Annotated in this window: 11 protein-coding genes; 9 read left to right on the top strand and 2 right to left on the bottom strand. The window is 35.2% G+C overall.

Annotated elements, in window-relative coordinates:
- Window positions 1–64: 64 nt before the first annotated feature.
- The 4 genes from HNP25_RS14625 (at window position 65) to HNP25_RS14610 (ending at window position 5,012) form a co-directional block, all read left to right on the top strand.
- Window positions 65–625, top strand: a complete 561-nt coding sequence (locus tag HNP25_RS14625) for a hypothetical protein (protein WP_184135272.1) — start codon at window positions 65–67, stop codon at window positions 623–625.
- 1,465 nt (window positions 626–2,090) lie between these two features.
- A complete protein-coding gene (locus HNP25_RS14620) occupies window positions 2,091–2,528 on the top strand; it encodes a nuclear transport factor 2 family protein (RefSeq protein ID WP_184135270.1) in 438 nt (145 codons plus the stop codon).
- A 165-nt stretch (window positions 2,529–2,693) separates the two neighbouring features.
- Complete coding sequence (locus HNP25_RS14615; RefSeq protein ID WP_184135268.1) at window positions 2,694–3,803, top strand: family 20 glycosylhydrolase; 1,110 nt, start codon at window positions 2,694–2,696, stop codon at window positions 3,801–3,803.
- A gap of 15 nt (window positions 3,804–3,818) precedes the next feature.
- Window positions 3,819–5,012, top strand: coding sequence for a DUF5009 domain-containing protein (locus tag HNP25_RS14610; RefSeq protein WP_184135266.1), 1,194 nt, complete (start codon window positions 3,819–3,821; stop codon window positions 5,010–5,012).
- A 134-nt stretch (window positions 5,013–5,146) separates the two neighbouring features.
- On the opposite strand, the gene HNP25_RS14605 is transcribed toward HNP25_RS14610, so the two are convergent.
- Window positions 5,147–5,833 (bottom strand): LytR/AlgR family response regulator transcription factor, encoded by a 687-nt coding sequence (locus HNP25_RS14605; RefSeq protein ID WP_184135265.1) that lies wholly within the window; start codon window positions 5,831–5,833, stop codon window positions 5,147–5,149.
- Window positions 5,834–6,040: 207 nt separating this feature from the next.
- On the bottom strand, window positions 6,041–7,582 hold the full coding sequence (locus HNP25_RS14600) for a sensor histidine kinase (protein ID WP_184135263.1): 1,542 nt from the start codon (window positions 7,580–7,582) through the stop codon (window positions 6,041–6,043).
- 1,131 nt (window positions 7,583–8,713) lie between these two features.
- Between HNP25_RS14600 and HNP25_RS14595 the strand changes: the two genes are divergently transcribed.
- The 5 genes from HNP25_RS14595 (at window position 8,714) to HNP25_RS14575 (ending at window position 19,122) form a co-directional block, all read left to right on the top strand.
- Window positions 8,714–10,978 (top strand): fasciclin domain-containing protein, encoded by a 2,265-nt coding sequence (locus HNP25_RS14595; protein WP_184135262.1) that lies wholly within the window; start codon window positions 8,714–8,716, stop codon window positions 10,976–10,978.
- A 68-nt stretch (window positions 10,979–11,046) separates the two neighbouring features.
- On the top strand, window positions 11,047–14,313 hold the full coding sequence (locus tag HNP25_RS14590; protein WP_184135260.1) for a SusC/RagA family TonB-linked outer membrane protein: 3,267 nt from the start codon (window positions 11,047–11,049) through the stop codon (window positions 14,311–14,313).
- A gap of 46 nt (window positions 14,314–14,359) precedes the next feature.
- Window positions 14,360–15,862, top strand: a complete 1,503-nt coding sequence (locus tag HNP25_RS14585; protein ID WP_184135258.1) for a RagB/SusD family nutrient uptake outer membrane protein — start codon at window positions 14,360–14,362, stop codon at window positions 15,860–15,862.
- 102 nt (window positions 15,863–15,964) lie between these two features.
- Entirely contained in the window at window positions 15,965–17,626 is a 1,662-nt protein-coding gene (locus tag HNP25_RS14580; RefSeq protein ID WP_184135257.1) for a fasciclin domain-containing protein, read from the top strand.
- 35 nt (window positions 17,627–17,661) lie between these two features.
- Entirely contained in the window at window positions 17,662–19,122 is a 1,461-nt protein-coding gene (locus tag HNP25_RS14575) for a fasciclin domain-containing protein (protein ID WP_184135256.1), read from the top strand.

The following is a 19,122-nucleotide window of genomic DNA, read 5'->3' as shown; positions in this document are numbered from 1 at the left end:
TGGTAATCAAGAAGATGAATGGAAGGTAAATAATTTGTCCCAATCGGCAATTAGCAAGAAAATATTGATTAATAATTACGGTGAAATTACCTTAAACATCAAGTTTCATCAATTAGATGACTATTTGTTGGTAGAAAGTACTCCAACGATTGAACTGGCAATTATTCAAGCGATTAAACGATTTGAAAACAATCAACAACATACCGAAAAGCCACAAATGCAAATAACCAAAACAGCACTAGGTTATAGCATTGCTTATGAAGAAGTATTTAAAGAAATACAAAGAGTATTTAATGATGCTGTGCATTGGGCTTTTTATATGTTAGATTGGGAGAAGAAGATTGTAGATAGTATGAGCGATGCTGAAATAGCGATTTTGGAAAATAATAAAACTCAAAATGGAGCGAAAGCACACATCAATTTTACAGAAGTTTGTACCAAAGCAGGACTCAAAGCCCCTTTACTAAATAAATTAAAAGACCTAAGAAATACCGCTTTTCATGGAAGCATACCAGCAGGTTGGACATATTGGGAAATGGAAGAAGACCAAGATATTTGTAACTTAATTGGCTATCAAAAAAAGTTAAAAATAGATTATCAAAGTAATAACCTTTTAAATAGATAGATTTTTTATCATTAAAATACAAGTTAAAGTACTTGTATTCAATTGTTTGTATCATTAACGGTGTGCAAGCCTTTGTTTTGAAAGGTAGAAACACCTGGTAATAATTTCTGTTCTAAACCTGTAAGGTGTGCAAGCCTTTGTTTTGAAAGGTAGAAACACCTTAAAGGCTCTTCGTTTGCAAAACGTTTGAGGTGTGCAAGCCTTTGTTTTGAAAGGTAGAAACACCCACCTGAGCCACAGCATTGGCATCAGTAATGGTGTGCAAGCCTTTGTTTTGAAAGGTAGAAACACCTAGTTCGATGGTTTATCCGAGTTGCATATTGGTGTGTAAGCCTTTGTTTTGAAAGGTAGAAACACCTGTAGCGTCTTTTATGCCTGAATTATCAAGGTGTGTAAGCCTTTGTTTTGAAAGGTAGAAACACCATATCTTGCATTGTCTTAGTATTTAAGCCCGGTGTGTAAGCCTTTATTTTGAAAGGTAGAAACATCTTATCAAACATTTCAAATTGTAATCCCATAGGTGTGCAAGCCTTTATTTTGAAAGGTAGAAACATCACACTGTCGTCTTTTTAGCATCACGGTCATGGTGTGCAAGCCTTTATTTTGAAAGGTAGAAACACCGAATAGTATTAATGATTCTAACTAAGTCAGGTGTGTAAGCCTTTGTTTTGAAAGGTATAAACACCATAGAAATAAGACATGATTGTGCCTGCTAAGGTGTGTAAGCCTTTGTTTTGAAAGGTAGAAACACCGTGGTTCTGGAGCTGGTCGGTCGGGGCGGGGGTGTGCAAGCCTTTGTTTTGAAAGGTAGAAACATCTTTTTTACTCATGGGGCTGTCCTAAAAGAAAGCAACAGCCCAATATTCTTTGGTGCTTAACCTCACCCCCACCCCCCCTCTCCTGCAAAGAGGGGGCTTTTTTGCTCCCAAAGCTCCCCTCTCAGCAGGAGAGGGGTTGGGGGTGAGGTCTTTTGCAGAACAATATTTGGTTTTGCACTCTTCTTTGAATAAAAAACCAAACGAATCCTATCTCTGAGATAGGATTTTCCATCTTTTTGATAGGTCATCCTATCTCTGAGATAGCTTGTCCCATCTTTTTGATAGGTCGTCCTGTCTTCGAGATAGATTTTTCTATCTTTTTTATGGGTTGTCCTATTTCAGAGATAGGTTTTCCTTTGTTTTTGATAGGTTGTCCTATCTCAGAGATAGCTTTTCCTTTGTTTGTGATGGTTTGATGACTTTCAAAGAAACTTCACTAAGCTTTTTCATTTTACAAACTTCTAGAAGCTTGGTAATCAATAGGAATTAATTCGCCTACTAATAGAAAAATCATGATTTGAAAAGCTATTTTATTAAATTAAAAATTAATTTAACTAGCTTATCAACAATCCTTTATTTCATCTTTTCAAGCTTTTGAACTATATTTATCTAACAAATCAGAAGTTAAACTTAAACCTTGAAAGCACATGAAAAATCTTCTTCTTGTTATTACTTTATTCACTTGTTTCGCTTGTAATTCTACAGAAAAAACAAGTACTTCTGCCAACCCTCACGAGGCATTTATCAAACAATATTATGCCTATTTCAATCAACATGATTGGCAAAAAATGGCTGCTATGTATGCTGATACTGCCGATTTTAAAGACCCTTCTTTAGGACAAAGTATTGTCAAGCAAACGCATGAACAAACCATTAAAAAGTATAGCGAATTAAGCCAAGCTTTCCCAGACCTTAAAGATTCTGTTACCAACATATATCCCGCTGGCGAAAAACATATCGTTGTAGAATTTATTTCAAAAGGCACCGCTCCAGATAAATCTGCTTTTGTTTTACCCATCTGTACCATCTTCACGATTGAAAACGGAGTGATTACAAAGGATTTTACTTATTACGATAATTTCTAATTCCCATAATCATTTACAGCATACCAAGTAACATATTTCCGATTAGCTTATTTTTTTAGTCTTAAACTGACCTGTTTTGTCTGCTTTTGGGCTAAAACGCCTTGTTATCCTTATTGAATTTAGCCAAATTGTAGTGTTATCCAATTTAAAAAATTCCTCTTCATCATGGCTAAGTTTTCTCTGTTACTCTTTATTAGTTTTTGTGCTACTTTATGGAATAGTTTATTGGCTCAATCAAAAATTGATAGCTTGCTTCCTACTCGTGGCTTTTGTATTTCAGCACCAAAACCACAAAAAGTGGATGATTTTGTCAAGTTTATTCAAGAAGAATTAGCTCCTCGACAAGTAAATACTTTGATTCTTCGAGTTGATTATAATTATCAATTTGAAAGCCATCCAGAACTCCGTGACCCTGAAGCCCTTTCTAAAAAAGATGTTAAAAAATTGGTTAGTGTTTGTAAGAAAAATAATATTCGTATCATCCCGCAAATCAATTTATTGGGACATCAGTCTTGGGCAACTACTACCACAAATCTGCTAAAAGTATATCCTGAATTTGACGAAACACCAGCCGTAAAAATGCCAGAAAAATATGTTTGGCCTAATCCTGATGGTTTATATTGTAAAAGTTACTGTCCGTTACATCCAACAGTGCATCAAGTAGTTTTTGCGTTGATGGATGAAATTTGTGATGTATTTGAAACAAATGCTTTCCATGCAGGAATGGACGAAGTATTTTACATTGGCGACGATAAATGCCCAAGATGTTCGGGAAGAGATAAAGCTGAATTATTTGCTGGCGAAGTAAATAAAATCAGAAATCGTTTAGCATTAAAAAATAGAAAACTCTGGATTTGGGGCGACCGACTAATCGATGGAAAAACCACTGGAATCGGTATGTGGGAAGGCAGTTTTAACAATACGCACAAGGCAATAGATTTGATTGCCAAAGACATCACCATTTGCGATTGGCATTACGAACGCCCCGACCAAACCGCTGTTTATTTTGCCATGAAAGGTTTTGATGTAATTACTTGTCCTTGGAGAATGCCCAAATTTGCAGTCATTCAAACGCAAGATATGATTAAATTCAGACAATCGTCCACTGCCACGATGAAACCACATTTTCAAGGAATGATGCAAACTGTTTGGACGGGTGCAGAGTCATTTTTGGATGAGTTTTATGGAAGAAATACCAACAAAACAGTAGAAGAAAACTCCGCTACCAACTGTTTTAAAGCCATGTTTACCGAAATCAATCAACAAACAAAATAAAATCATTCAAAGCAAATGGAAAAGGCTAAACGTATTTTTTCAATAGATGTATTCAGGGCATTAACAATGCTTTTAATGATTTTTGTAAACGACTTCTGGACGTTGAAAAACGTTCCTCTATGGCTGGAACACGCCGAATCCAATCAAGATTTCTTGGGCTTGTCGGATGTCGTTTTCCCTTGCTTTTTATTTATTTTGGGCATGGCTATTCCTTTTGCCATCAAAAATCGTATCGCCAAAGGAGATACGCCTTTACAGTTAGTCAAGCATATTATTACTCGTTCTGTTGCTTTGTTAATCATGGGCGTTTTCACGGCAAATGCTACAGAAATTAATACTCAAGCAACTGGAATGAGTAGCGAAACTTTCCAGATATTAATGGTAATGGGTTTCTTTCTTATCTGGAATGTATATCCCAAAGCAGATGCTTTTAAAAGTAAAATCTTTTTAGGTTTACAAATTATTGGCGTACTTATCTTGTTAACATTAGCCTATATTTTTAAAGCGGGAACGGACGAACATTTAATAGGAATGACTCCACTTTGGTGGGGAATTTTAGGACTCATCGGTTGGACTTACCTTACAGCAGCCATTATTTACTTGTTTACTTATCAAAAAAAGGCTTTATTAGTTTTCTTCTTTTTGTTCTTCAATCTTTTACCAATTGCTGGTCATGCTGGTTTGTTACAAAAAATATGGGCTGGAGGTCCTTCTGAATGGATTTTAGCCAATGGAGCTTTTTTTGCTTTTGCCTTTGCTGGCATTTTGGCAAGTATTTTACTGGAACAATTTTCAAAGCTTGAAAATCAATATCAATTGATTGGCAGATACTTATTGTTTGGTATTGTACTCATCATCTTGGGTTTTATTGCCAGAAATTTCTTTATCATTTCTAAAATTCAAGCTACGCCTACTTGGATTTTTCTGTGTAGTGGTATCGCTTTTATCTTTTTTGCAATCATTTACTTTTTGGTTGATGTTAAAGGAAAATCCGACTGGTTTAGTAGTATCAAAACGGCTGGTACAAGTACGCTCACTTGCTATTTAATTCCGTATTGGTATTATGGTATTGCTGATTTATCAGGAATTACGCTACCTGATTTTCTTACTGATGGCTTCGTCGGTTTAATCAAATCTTTAGTTTACGCTTTTATTGTTATTGGCATAACGGCTTTACTCGGAAAGCTAAATGTTAAACTAAAAATTTGAGTTTTCTTTTACTCGACTTGGAAAGTCAAAATACATAAGTACTGAATACAATTCAATCATTTTTATTCTTAAATATATGATAAACAGACACTTAAAACACCAATTACTAATCACTATTTACCAATCACCATATACTATGCCTTCAATCTATCTTTAATCAAAGACAGACTTTCTTCGTAGGACGCTCCAACAGGAATTTCTGTTTCTTGAATAAAGATAGATTGTCGAGCAATTTTACTTACTTTTTGGTAAGCGATAATGTAAGAACGATGAATCCTGACAAAGTACTTTTCAGGCAATATTTGTAGAACCTCCGTCATGGTTTGGCGACTCAAAAGCTTTTTATTTTTCAAGAAAAAAGTAAGATAATTTCCTTCGGCTTCGATATAAAGTAAATCGTCAAACAATACTTTTTCTTCTTCATAGCCTGTTTTGATGAAGACAAAATTCCTTTCTTCAACGTCTTTACTTTCTTTAATTGACAAAGCTTTGTTGCAAGCTTTGGTAAATCTTACCAAAGAAAAAGGCTTTAATAAATAATCAACAGCATCTAATTCAAAGCCCTGTACGGCGTACTCGGAATACGCTGTTGTAAAAATTATCATGGGTACTTTTTGTAAGCAATGTACAAAGTCGATGCCTGAAATGTCAGGCATTTTGATGTCCAAGAAAATCAAATCTACTTTATTATTTTGCAGATAAGGAATTGCCTCAAAAGCATCGGTAAAAGTGGCTTTCAATGCTAAAAAAGGAATTTTAGCGGCATGAAATTGTATTACTTCTAAAGCTTTTGGCTCGTCGTCGATGGCTATGGCAATCATTTTTTTCTGAGTGATTGGTGATTAGTGATTGGAAATTAGTAATGATGCAATAGGCTGTAGGCATTAGGCAAAATGTTTATTTTTTTTAGAGATAAAATTTGTTTTACACTTATTGAATATAGCACAAATCTATTTAAAATTAAGTTGATTTAGCCCACTGGCTTGATTCTCAAACTAAAATCCAATCACCAACCACTCAAAAAATATCTAGAAAATACCCAAAGTCAACGACACAAAATAATCTTGTTCAGATTGTTGAATTTCTAAAGTATGTCTTTGTGGATAAATCAATTCCAAGCGTTTTTGTACATTTTCTAAACCTATTCCCGATTGCTTTTCGGTATCGTTTTCATTTTTGGGATGTAGCGAATTGTGTACTTTAAAATACAGTTTTTGGGCATCAAAAGTAAGCGTAATGTAAATCCAAGAAGGTTTTCTGAAACTGATGCCGTGTTTAAAAGCATTTTCAACAAATGGATTCAATAACATAGGTGCAATGTAAATCTCATGATTAAGGGTTTGAATATTAACACGAATTTCAATTTCGTGCGATTCGTCTAAACGCATTCTTTGGATTTCGATAAAATTTTCTAAATACTCTATCTCTTTACTTAAAGGAATACGCTCTTGATGGTTTTCGTGTAGCATAAATCGCATCATATCGCCCAGTTTTTGTATTCCGTTAGAAGTCTTTTCAGCATTTTCTTTCAAAGCTACAGCATACAAAGTGTTCATTGCATTAAACAAAAAATGTGGATTAATCTGCGAACGTAAAGTAATAAGTTCAGCTGATTTTTGAAATACTTGAGTTTGTAATTGTTTTTTCTCCTGAAAAAATAACCAGCGAATCAATGCAGAAAAGAAACCCAGTAAATGCGGAACAATGATTAAGCCAAAGTAATAGACAGTAAGTGCAATTCTGTACCAAAGCAAATAAAGAATAATATTAAATAAACCATAAACAAAAAGCCAAAGCAAAGGAATGACAATCTCATTCTTTTTTGAATAATTGATGTTGGCAAAATAAGGAATAACAATTTTGAAAGAAAGATAATGTAAACCGACAATTAGGAGTAGTTGTGTTAGTCCAATTACTAAGCCCGTCAAACCCACAATCAAGTTGGCAACTTCACCAAAAAGCGTAAATAAAGAAATTGATGCTAAAGCCAAAAACAGTATTAAATTATTCAAAAACTGGTATTTAGGTAGGCGTTCTTTCTCAAACAAATCGACGGTATAATAATATAATTGAGCCACCACTTCATAAAGTGCGATGATGATAATGCACGCAAAAGCATCCGTCAGCACGTGAAGTTTTCTAAAAAGTGAGAATACTTTAAACCCTACAGGGTCACTATTAAAATCGTATCGAAAACGCCAATAAAGTTTATATTCTTTGTAAATAAAACAACTGGCAAGTACCAAAATAACTACAAAAACAAACCATAAAACAGTAGAGATTTCATAGTTTTTCTGTTTGATGGCAGGAAAGAAAAAGTAATGAAAAACAAACCAAGCCGCAGTAAAAAGTACTGCGGCGGTGATGGTTGGAAAAATGTTATTGATAATTTGGTCGTAATTGGCTAAATCAGCCCAAATTATCCGATGAGGAATATTAATTCTCTCAGCATAGCCAATATCCATATCGAAATCGTAGGCAATACCAAAGAGTCTTCTTACGACATAAAATATGACAGCAAAAAGAATGAAAATTATTTCGTAGGTTCTAAATTTTTCGTGTGAATTCATTGTCTTTTTTTCATCAAAGCTAGTATTGCTTAGAAGGGTAAATTAAAAAATGTGCTGAACTTGGCGACATTTGGGCTGAATTTAAAAAAAGAGCAGGTAAGCTTGATATAAAAGCTAGATTTATCGTTTTTTTGCCAATTTTCTCCCAAAAAAGCACTCAAAAGAGGATAGAAATAAAAAAAACTTAATTTTTATCAATGAAGTTTGTATTAGAAAAATACAACAGATTTCAAGTTAAATACTTCAAAAATATAATACAAAACAAATAAGTAATCATTGTTTCACCTAATCTATAATACTTATCAAGATAAATAATGAACACTATTTATCTTGATTTATGCTAATTATAAAGCTTCATGTAGGCTTTATCCATTTTAATATAATGTCTAAACCCAGCAATACTCATAATGAAAAATACTCATTACTCACTTAAAATCAACTAATAACGACCTTCAAATTCCTGACACTTCAGTTTTATTCTCCCAAACGGCTCTTTCGTATTTTTTTAACCATGAAAATATTCCAGATTGATAGCTATGGTCAATCCGTCTTTTCTTGCTTTTTAGCCAAAGAAATATTATGAATTTTCTTAGAAAATATATTTTTTTTAGAAGTCAACTTGCCAAATGCCAAAGATTGCACTATTCTAATATTTAACATGATTTACAGGATGGTACATGATGGTTCGGGAAAGCCCAATAGGTTATTTTACAATAAATAATTCATAAAATACAATATAGGATTTTATGAAACATTTTAATCACTCTCTTAATATATACTAAATTTTGAATACGATGGAAGGAAACACGTCATCACTTAACCTCATTGTGGAATCATATTTCCATGCCTTTTCAGTAATTCACTGAGCATTATCAAGCAATTATTTCATTTAACCACATAAAAACAATCCATTTTTTCTATGAAAAAACTGTACTTCTTCAGTAAAATTTCAAAATGTGTTAAATCCACACTTTCCTACAAAAGTTATTCATTTAAAGGCTTTTGTTAGTTTTCCAATAGCGGTATTTCCTTTTCCAACGGAGCTTAGCAACCTTCATTTTTGTGTTGCATTGCACCGTATTTTAATGAGCATAAATCAAAATTCCTAATAATATACATAAACCATAAAGAATGATGTTTCAATACTCTTTCCGTTATTTTTTTGTCATACTGGGTGGCGTATTCACTTTACTTAGTAGCTGTACTAAAGAAGAGCTGGATATTTATAAACGCCCAGCAACTTTAGAGCCACCAATTTATCAAACCCTTCAAAGTAAAGGAAATTTCACTTCGCTTTTGAGTGTGATTGATAAAAGTGGTTACCAACGTACTTTGAGCAGCGCTGGTTATTGGACTTTCTTTGCTCCCAATGATGATGCTTTCAAAACTTACTTTACAAGTACTGGGCTTACACTTGCTTCAATTGATTCGGTGAAAGCTAGAGAAATTGTACAGAGTATGCTAGTATTCAATGCTTTTGACCAAACTCGTTTACCAGACTATCAGTCCCCTTTAGGTTGGCAAGAAGCTAGGGCTTTCAGAAGGAAAACTGCTTATTATACAGGCTTTTATGATGAAACAACCTTTGAAGGAACTAAACTGAAAGCCGTTTCGCTCAATCGTCCAAACAACAATTATATCGTTGGAGATAACAACAACAAGCACATTTCATACTTCACTAGCGAATACTTCTCTGCAATTGGTTTAAGTGCTACCGATTACAATTACTTCTATCCAAACACACCTTACACGGGTTTCAATGTGATGGAAGCAAAAGTAGTAAACCCTGATATTTTTGCTGAAAATGGAATGATTCATGAGATTGATCATGTACTCAATCCACAGCCATCAATTGATGAGTTTTTACGTACCAAACCACAATATAGCGTTTTCAGAAACTTGATAGAGAAATACGCATCTACTTATGCCTTGAATGACCCAATGACCATAAAGTACTCAAACTTAACTGGCAAAGGCGATAAAGTATATGTTAAAACATTCAACAAACAAGCAAGTAGCGGTAAGTTTTTAACTTTTGCACCAAACTGTGAAAACTTCTTGAAAAATGCAGAAAATGATTCTCAATTAGATATGTGGACTGCCTTCGTTCCTACGAATGATGTTTTGACACAATATATCAATAATGTATTGTTGGAAAACTATACTTCTTTAGATGCCATGCCTCCAGGTATCATCATCGACCTTATCAATGCACACTTATTCCCTACTACCGTTTGGCCATCAAAATTCAGGAATAGTTTTAATGCTTTGGGTGAAGAAGCTCGATTTGATGCAAATGCAGATGTAGTTGAGAAAAAAGTATTAAGTAATGCCATGTTTTATGGAACAAACCGAGTACAGGCATCTAACCTGTTTTCATCGGTTTATTCAAAGACTTATTTAGACCCTAAATTCAGTATAATGACAAGAATCTTGGATTTAGATTGGAAAAATACCATTCTTAATCCAAGAGTAAATTATACTCTATTCATGATTAGTGATGAGGCATTTAAAGCTGCTGGTTATGATTATGACCCTTCAAAATTTGTGTCTAACATTGCCAATAGCGAATGGGGTTATACTCCACCCGGCTCTACAACTCGTACTCCTGGTACTTCAGTTTTGGCAAGTCTTCAAAGAATTGTGGCTACAAGTATTATTTATACACCACAAAATCAGTTGAATGATTTATCAGGAAAAGGAGTAATTGATGCCATCAACGGTGAATATATCAAATTTGAAAACAATAAAATATATTCAACAGGCATTAAAAACGCCCCAATTACTGTAACAAGTGCTAAAACGGCTACAAATGGAAAAGTTTATTATACAAATGGTTTGTTAAATTTTGCACCAAGTAATACCTCTCTTGCAGACCCAATTGGGAAAGACCTTTCTGTATTAGGTGCAACCGCTGATTTGCCTTATTATAATTTCTATCAATACCTTAAAAACTCTACGGTTTTCACGGCAGCAACATTTGCTATTGCTGGTGTAAATGAAGGTAGTTTTTATACTTTCTTCGTACCAGACAATGCGGCAATTCAAGCTGCGGTAAATGCTGGGCTTTTACCAGGAACAGGTACAGGAGCTGTAAAAACACCCAACTTTAACCCGACGAGTTTACTGGATAAAAAGATTGTTGAAGACTTCATTAATTATCATATTCTGAACAAAAAAGTTGTAGCAACAGATGGAAAGGAATCTGGAGCGATGGAAACTTTATTGAAAGATGCTGTAGGTGATCCTGTAAAAGTATCTGTAATAAATGCTGTGGGTTCAATGCAATTGGCTGATGCTACTTCCAAAAAATCAAATGTTAGGGTCGATAAAAGTAACAATCTCTCTAACAGAGCAATGATTCATTTGATTGATGGATATCTAAAGGCTAATTAAATCTCAATCTTGGAAAACCAAGTGGATTTTAGGTCACACAACTCGTATAAAAATTTGCAAATAAGCCAATGAAAATTTTTACCAAATTACTAATCATAACGGGTGTATTGCTATTATGTCAACACATTTCAATAGCACAAACATCTACTTTACATACCGTTCGAGGCAAAATAGTTGACCTCAAAGATAGCTCTGCCGTAATAGGTGTTACGGTTGCTGAGCTTGACCGTGATAATCGTATCATCAAAGGTGTGAGTTCTGACGTAGAAGGAAACTTCGTTATCAGAGTTTCAAATGCTAATAATAGACTCTCGTTTTCGAGTATCGGTTATACAACACAAAAAATTGACATCAAAGGAAGAAGCTCTTTGAAAATCTGGATGGAAGCTACCACTTCTGACCTTGACGAAGTAGTTGTTTCTGCAAGACCAACCGATAATGGTTTGATGTCTGTATCAGAAAGAAATACAACCATTGCAGTCGCAAAAATTGATGCGAAAATGGTTGAAGATATGCAAGGAACATCCATCGACCAAATGTTACAAGGTCGTTTGGCTGGGGTAGATATTACTGCCGCTTCTGGTGACCCTGGTACTGGGATGCAAATCAGAATTAGAGGTACTTCATCTATCAACTCTTCTGTTGAACCAATGATTGTAGTAGATGGTATGCCTTATGAAACGTCGATTCCATCTGACTTCAACTTCGGTACTGCTGACGAAATGGGTTATGCTTCTTTATTGAACTTAGCTCCTTCTGATATTAAAAATATTGCTGTTTTGAAAGATGCTGCCGCTACAGCGATGTGGGGTTCAAGAGCTGCCAATGGTGTTGTAGTTATCAATACCAAAAGAGGTACAGTGGGTACGCCAAAAGTAACTTATACATTTAAAGGTTCGGTTTCAAAACAACCAAATGCTATTCCGATGCTTTCGGGTGACCAATACTCTATGTTGATTCCAGAAGCATTTATGAATAGAAACGGTACTCCTTTGAATACACAAACTGTAAAAGAATTTCAATACGACCCAAATGACCCATATTGGTACAACAACTACGGACAAAATGTAAACTGGGTAGATGCTATTACGCAATTAGGTTATTCGCAAGATCATGCTGTTTCAATTACGGGTGGTGGTGAAAAAGCGAAATACTATGCTTCAACTGGATACTTTAACCAAAAAGGTACAACAATTGGAACTGGACTTAACCGTATCAATACTCGTATCAACCTTGACTATAACGTTTCTAACAGAATTCGTTTCAAGACCGACTTATCGTTTACTCACTCGGATAATGCAAGAAACTATGTTTCAGATTTGACGGGCAATAAAGATTTAATTCGTTCAGTAGCTTATAGCAAAATGCCTAACATGAGTATTTTTGAGTACAATGATTTGGGGCAATTAACTGGCAATTACTTCTCGCCACTTACTAATATTCAGGGTACGTTTTCTGGTACTTACAACCCTGTTGCGATGGTTAAATCTGCTAAAAACAATATCATTTCTGAAAGAATTATTCCACACTTTCAGGTACAATACGATTTAGTTCCTCAGGAATGGGTTGCCACTTTTGATATTCAGTTTGATATCAACAACAATAAAACCAATTCATTCTTACCACAAGTAGCTACTGGACAAACGTTCACTAGCCCAGCAGTAAACGTTGCCACCGATGGCGATGCTGATGGTTTTGCTGTTACTACAAAAACAAGTTTGATTTATACGCCAAAAATCAAAAATACAAAACACGAATTAACCAGTTTGTGGGCTTTGAATACTTCTGATGTAAAATCTGTTTGGCAAGAAGCTTATGTAACCAACACGGCATCTTCTGATTTAACAGATGTTACTAACCCTGCACGTTTGACGACTTCAAGACTATCTTCAGGCGTTTCACAGACCCGTAATATTGGTATTTTGATGAATGTTCACTACGGATTTTTAGACCGATACATTTTTGATGTAGGTATCAGAGGTGATGGAAACTCTCGTTTTGGGCCAGCCTATCGTTATGGTTTATTCCCTTCTATTTCTACAAAATGGATTATTTCTGATGAACCATTCATGAAAAGATTTGATAACCTTATCGAGCATTTAGGTTTAAGAATGAGTTACGGACAAAGTGGAAATGCCCCACGTAAAGATTATTTATACTATGGAAGATTCAATACATTGGGCTGGTCATACCTTGGCTCATCAGCTGTAGTGCCACAAACAATGCAGTTGAATAACCTCCGCTGGGAGCGTATTATTGGTAGAAACGTTGGTATTAACTTAATTACTCGTAATAGAAAATTAACGATTGATGCTGAATTCTATAAAAACAGTACAAAAGATTTATTCTTTGAAAACCTACAAATTCCAGCATTTACAGGTTTCAACACCGTTCAAATGAACGTTGGTACCATGGAAAACTCAGGTTGGGAATTCAACTTAAATTTGAACGCTTACAAAACAAAAGATATTATGGTTGATTTCAATATGAACATTGCTCATAATACAAACGTCATCCGTGAAATCTCAGATTTATATCCTCGCCAAGGTGGTATTGCTACACAAAACGGTACTTACATGACTTATATGCAAGTGAACAATCCATTTGGTTCATTCTATGGCTATCGCTATAAAGGCGTATATAAAGACAAAGCAGCTACTGTAGCAAGAGGCAAAAATGGCGAGCCAATCATTACACCTGATGCACAATCTGTTTACATGCGTTTTAATTATCCACAAACAGATTACATTTTCCAACCGGGTGATGCAATGTATGAAGACATCAACAAAGATGGTAACATCAATTACATGGACTTAGTGTATTTAGGAAATAGTAACCCTGCCTTCACAGGTGGTTTTGGTGCAAGTGCTTCTTACAAATCGTTCAAATTGACAACATTCTTCAACTTCCGTAGCGATTACGATGTAGTAAATGCTACTAGAATGGGAACTACAAGTATGTTTGGTTTTGGAAACCAAAGTACTGAAGTATTGTCTCGTTGGAGAAAAGAAGGTGATGAAACAATGGTTCCTCGTGCTTTGTACCTTACTGGCTATAACTGGTTAGGCTCTAGCAGATATGTTGAAGATGCTTCTTTCGTGCGTTTCAGAACAGCTACATTGAGCTATACATTCACCAAAAAGGTTTTAAAAACTTTAAACATTTCAGCATTGAGAGCTTATGGAACGGTAGAAAACTTAATGACTTGGACAAACTATAGCGGACAAGACCCAGAGGTACAAATGAGAGGTAGTGATCCATTCAGAGTAGCAACGGATAACTCAATGACTCCGCCAGCTAAAACGGTGACTTTTGGTTTAGTAGCAACTTTCTAAACGAGGCTTTATCAAGATAGATACAACAATATAGATAATAGATACAATGTTGAAAAAAATATTTTATAACCTGATTTGTGTAAGCTCACTATTAATGGCAAGTTCTTGCGATAGTTGGTTGGCTTTGAGCCCACAAGACGGAATCGTGCAAAGCAGATTCTGGCAAAATAAAGAACAAGTAGAATCTGCCGTTGGTGGAACCTATGCGTCTTTGATTGATGGATTACCTGAAAAAATGTTTATCCTCGGCGAAATTAGAGCTGATATGATTACAACTTCTTTCAGAATTACAAATAATGAATTAGATATTATTAATAGTAATATTCTTCCGACTAACCCTTTGACCGACTGGCGTGATTTCTACCGTATTATCAATTACAGTAATACCGTCATTGCCTTTGCACCAAGTGTTTTAGACAAAGATAAAACTTATACAGAAGTAGCTTTGAAAGGGCATGTGGCAGAAGCAAAAGCCATGAGAGCTTGGATGTATTTCTATTTGGTAAGATTATTCGGTGAAGTGCCTTTGAAATTATCTGCTACCAGTAGTGACGACGAAATTGTGCCTTTGCCTAAAAATACGAAAGAGGAAGTTTTAGCACAAATTGTAAAAGATTTGGAAGAAGCAGAAAAGGACATTCCAACAACTTATGGAAACAGAGAGAAAGACCATAGCAGAATTACAAAGTACATGATTAATGCCTTACAAGCCGATGTGTATTTATGGATGGAAAAACCAACTGAAGCCCTTGCTGCAACCAACAAAGTAATCAATAGTGCAAAATTTGGTTTGGTTTCAAACCAAGAAAGAAGTTTGGCATGGTTCAATACCATTAAAGCAGGAAATTCAAACGAAGGGATTTTTGAATTAGCATATGGTAGCGATTATACCATTCGCTTTATCAACGCTACTTATCCTTTCTATGCCATTTTTGGTTCGGGGGCTTCGAGTGGTTTCAGAAGATACCAAGCAACTACTTATGTTACTGAAACACTTTTTACGGAAGATATTATTGACCCAACCAATTTTGATACTCGTGCCGACGAAGCTTCTTTAAGTACAGCCACAGGTGTAATTACAAAGTATAACCGTCTTTCAGGTGATACGCCTTTCAACTTTATTGTGTATCGTTATGCTGATGTACTCTTGATGAAAGCTGAAGCTTTAGCATTATTGAACAGAGGTCAAGAAGCCTTGGACATTGTTTCACAAATTAGAAAAAGAGCATGGGCGATTCCGCAAACTGAAAAATCTCCAGACGCAACTAATATTGATGGTACTGGTGGTGTATTAGAATATATTTTAGAGGAACGTGCCAGAGAATTCGCTTTTGAAGGAAAACGTTGGTTTGATATGCTTAGAAATGCGAAAAGAAGTAATTACAAACGTATCGACTTATTGATTGAACTAACGGCAAGAAGTGTACCTAGTGAAAGACAACAATCGGCTATCGCAAAAATCAAAGACCCCAACAGCCATTATTTGCCAATTTATCAATACGAAATTCAAACCAATACGCTCTTGGTACAAAATCCATTTTATAAGTAAACATCTGAATAACAATACAAACGGTTGATTAATAGCCAATTATTCTAATTGTAGTATGCTATTTTTTAAAGATGATTTTGGAGATATTAAAAAAATAAACAAATGAAAAAGTTAATACAATCGCTCACATTCCCATTGCTTGGTCTTTTATTAGGACTAAGTATTATGAGCTGTTCGGATATAACTATTGTTGAAACCACCACAGGTGATGCCAACCTTTATAGTTATTTACAGAAGTATCCAGAGAAGTATTCTGATTTTGCAAGTATTATTGACAAATCTGGTTACGACAGTTTCTTGGATGCTTATGGTGCATATACCATGTTTGCTCCAAACAATACAGCCGTAAAAGCATATTTAACACAAATCGGAAAGACAGCTGACCAGCTTACAAAAGAGGAAGCTCAAGGCATTGTGAAAATCCATGTGATTAGAGATACGCTTACTACGAGTTCCTTCAAAGACGGCAAATTACCATTGGTTACCATGTATGGTCAGTATTTACTTTCTGGTGTAACAAACGGAACAAATGGTTCAAGTTATACATTGAATCGCCAAGCAAATATTGTTGAATCAAACATCAGAACAGGTAACGGAATGTTACATATTTTAGATGGCGTGTTAAAACCAGCTACCAAAACAATTGCTCAACTAATAGAAGCCAATGCAGATTACTCTATTTTCACTCAGGCATTAAAAGAAACGGGATATTTTGATTCTTTGAATATAGTCAATGAGAATTTGGATAAACGTTTTATGACTTTAGTGGCAGAACCAAACACGGTATTAACAAAAGCAGGATTTACAAATTATGCTCAATTAAAAGCAAGGTATTCTAAATCTGGAAACCCTAAATTAAAATCTGACAGCCTTAATATTTTTGTGGCTTATCATATTTTAGACGGTGCAAAATATCTAGGAGATATTATTACTGCTACTTCACACATCACAAAAGTATCGACAGAACCTACTGTTGTAAGTTCAAAACTTGAAGGACAAACGGTATTATTGAACGATGATATTTTTAATGGTGTCAGAGAATTAGGCGTTGAATTATCTCGTACATTAAGCGACAACACTGCCACTAATGGCGTACTCCACAGCACTTTAGGGCATTATGGCGTAAAATTAAGATTGCCAATTAGAATCGACTGGGATGTTTGCGATTTCCCTGAAATCAAAAAACTTACCAGTTTTTATGGAAAGAGAACTTACGGTTTCCCAGTTGGTACAGTATTAAATGATATTAAATGGGCAAATGCCACCTTCCCTCCTACTTATGTGTATGCAGGTTCTGAAAACGCTGCCAAAAGAGATTATCTACAAGTTCCAATGGGTGTACCAAGTAGAAACTTATGGTTAGAAATGAGAACACCCATCATTCCAAAAGGAAAATACAAAGTATGGATGTGCTACAGACGTCAACGTACTTCAAACAGTTTTACCATTACTTGTACGGGTGCTGTTGATGGCGAAACGCTTACTCGTCCATTCTTATTTATTGACCAAGTTCCAAATTTATCTTCTGGAGAATTAGAGTCATTAGGTTGGAAAAGATACATGTCGCCTGGAACTGACATCAACGCTGCGGGTCGTTTGCTTGGAACAATTGACATTAAAACAACCGACAGACACCTTTTCCGTTTGACAGCAATCAATGGTACACATTCACCTAACAATATCGATATGATTCAATTTATTCCTATCGATCAAAACCAGTTGAGTCCACGCCATTTACCCGATGGTACTTTAATTGCTGAATAATTGCAGTCAGTTTTAAAACATTAAAAGAAATTCAAATGAAAATAAGATATTTATACTTTTTGCTCATTGCTACTTGCGGTATTATCCTAGCCTCATGTAAGACTTGGGACGACCGCTTGGTTTCAGAAAATGATGATTTAGGAAAATCATTATATGCTGAAATTAGCACACAAACCAACTTGAGTAAATTCAAAGAACTTTTAGAAAAATCTGGTTACGATAAAGTAATTTCTTCTTCTAAAAATTATACTGTTTGGGCACCAACAAACGACGCTTTGGCTAATTTAAGCATTACAATTATCAATGACACAGCGGCTTTAAAAGCTTTTGTGGGTAATCATATTGCTTTGCAAAGCCACGTAATGCCATCAACTCAAACATCAGAATTAGTAGGTTTATTAAATGGAAAATATGCAAGCTTCGGCAAGGATGTTTTTGCTACAGCTGCCATTACTTCTGCTAATAAATATGTAGGAAACGGTGTATTGCATGTTATTGGTAGTGCAGTTCAAGTATTGCCTTCTCTTTGGGCTTATGTAAATGCTACTCAAGCAACTTCATTACAAAGTTCGGCTATCGTAAATCTTACAACACAAGTATTCAACCCTAACACTGCGATTGTTGATAGTATCAGTGCTACAACAGGTCAGCCAGTGTATCGTCCGGGAACGGGTTTTCAATCTGTAAATTCCTTTACCGAAAAAGTATATGATTTAGGTGATGAATCAAAAAGATATACTTATTTCTTATTACCGAATGATGTTTTCACGCAGGAAGTAAATAAGCTATCGCCTTATTACAAAACAAGTACTGCTGATAGTACTTATAGAAAAGCAGCTTATGAAACCATCAAAGATTTGGTGATTGAAGGGGAATATTCGCTTGAGCAACTTCCAACGGCTATCAAATCTAAATTTGATGTAAACTATACGATTGATAAATCTGCCATCACTCAAAGTTTCAAAGTAAGTAATGGTACAGTTCACGTATTAGGAAAAATCAACGTGAATGTTAGTGAAAAATTTAAACCAATCATCGTTCAAGGTGAAAATTATATTGCTAGAATGCCTACTGCTTCAAGTTTAGCATCTACTGCCATCGCTACAAGAACCTTATTAAACCCATTAACCAATACAAGTTTCAAATCAGTTTTTGTGGTAGGACATGCTAATACAGGTTTTTGGTTAAGATATGTAGCTCCTGAAACACCATCTATTAAATACAAAGTGTATTGGGTAGCTGTAAACGATTTGTACAATTCAAACACTGCAACAGGAGAAACAGCAGCTTTCCTTATCAATCAAAAGTTAGCAATGGGTTCTTTAAGCTCTCCTACTTTTGCTTATCCAACGGTTGCCATGCCTTCGAAGAATTATACAGAACAATTGCTAGGAGAATATACCGTCGGTACTTATGGTACATTGAATATGTATTTGGTTGCCAACGGGGTCAATGCGATGGCACTCGACTATATCAAACTTGTACCAGTTCTTTAG

It is taken from the genome of Arcicella rosea (genome assembly GCF_014204325.1).
Classification (GTDB): Bacteria; Bacteroidota; Bacteroidia; order Cytophagales; family Spirosomataceae; genus Arcicella; species Arcicella rosea_A.
This window is presented reverse-complemented; position numbering and strand designations above follow the sequence as displayed.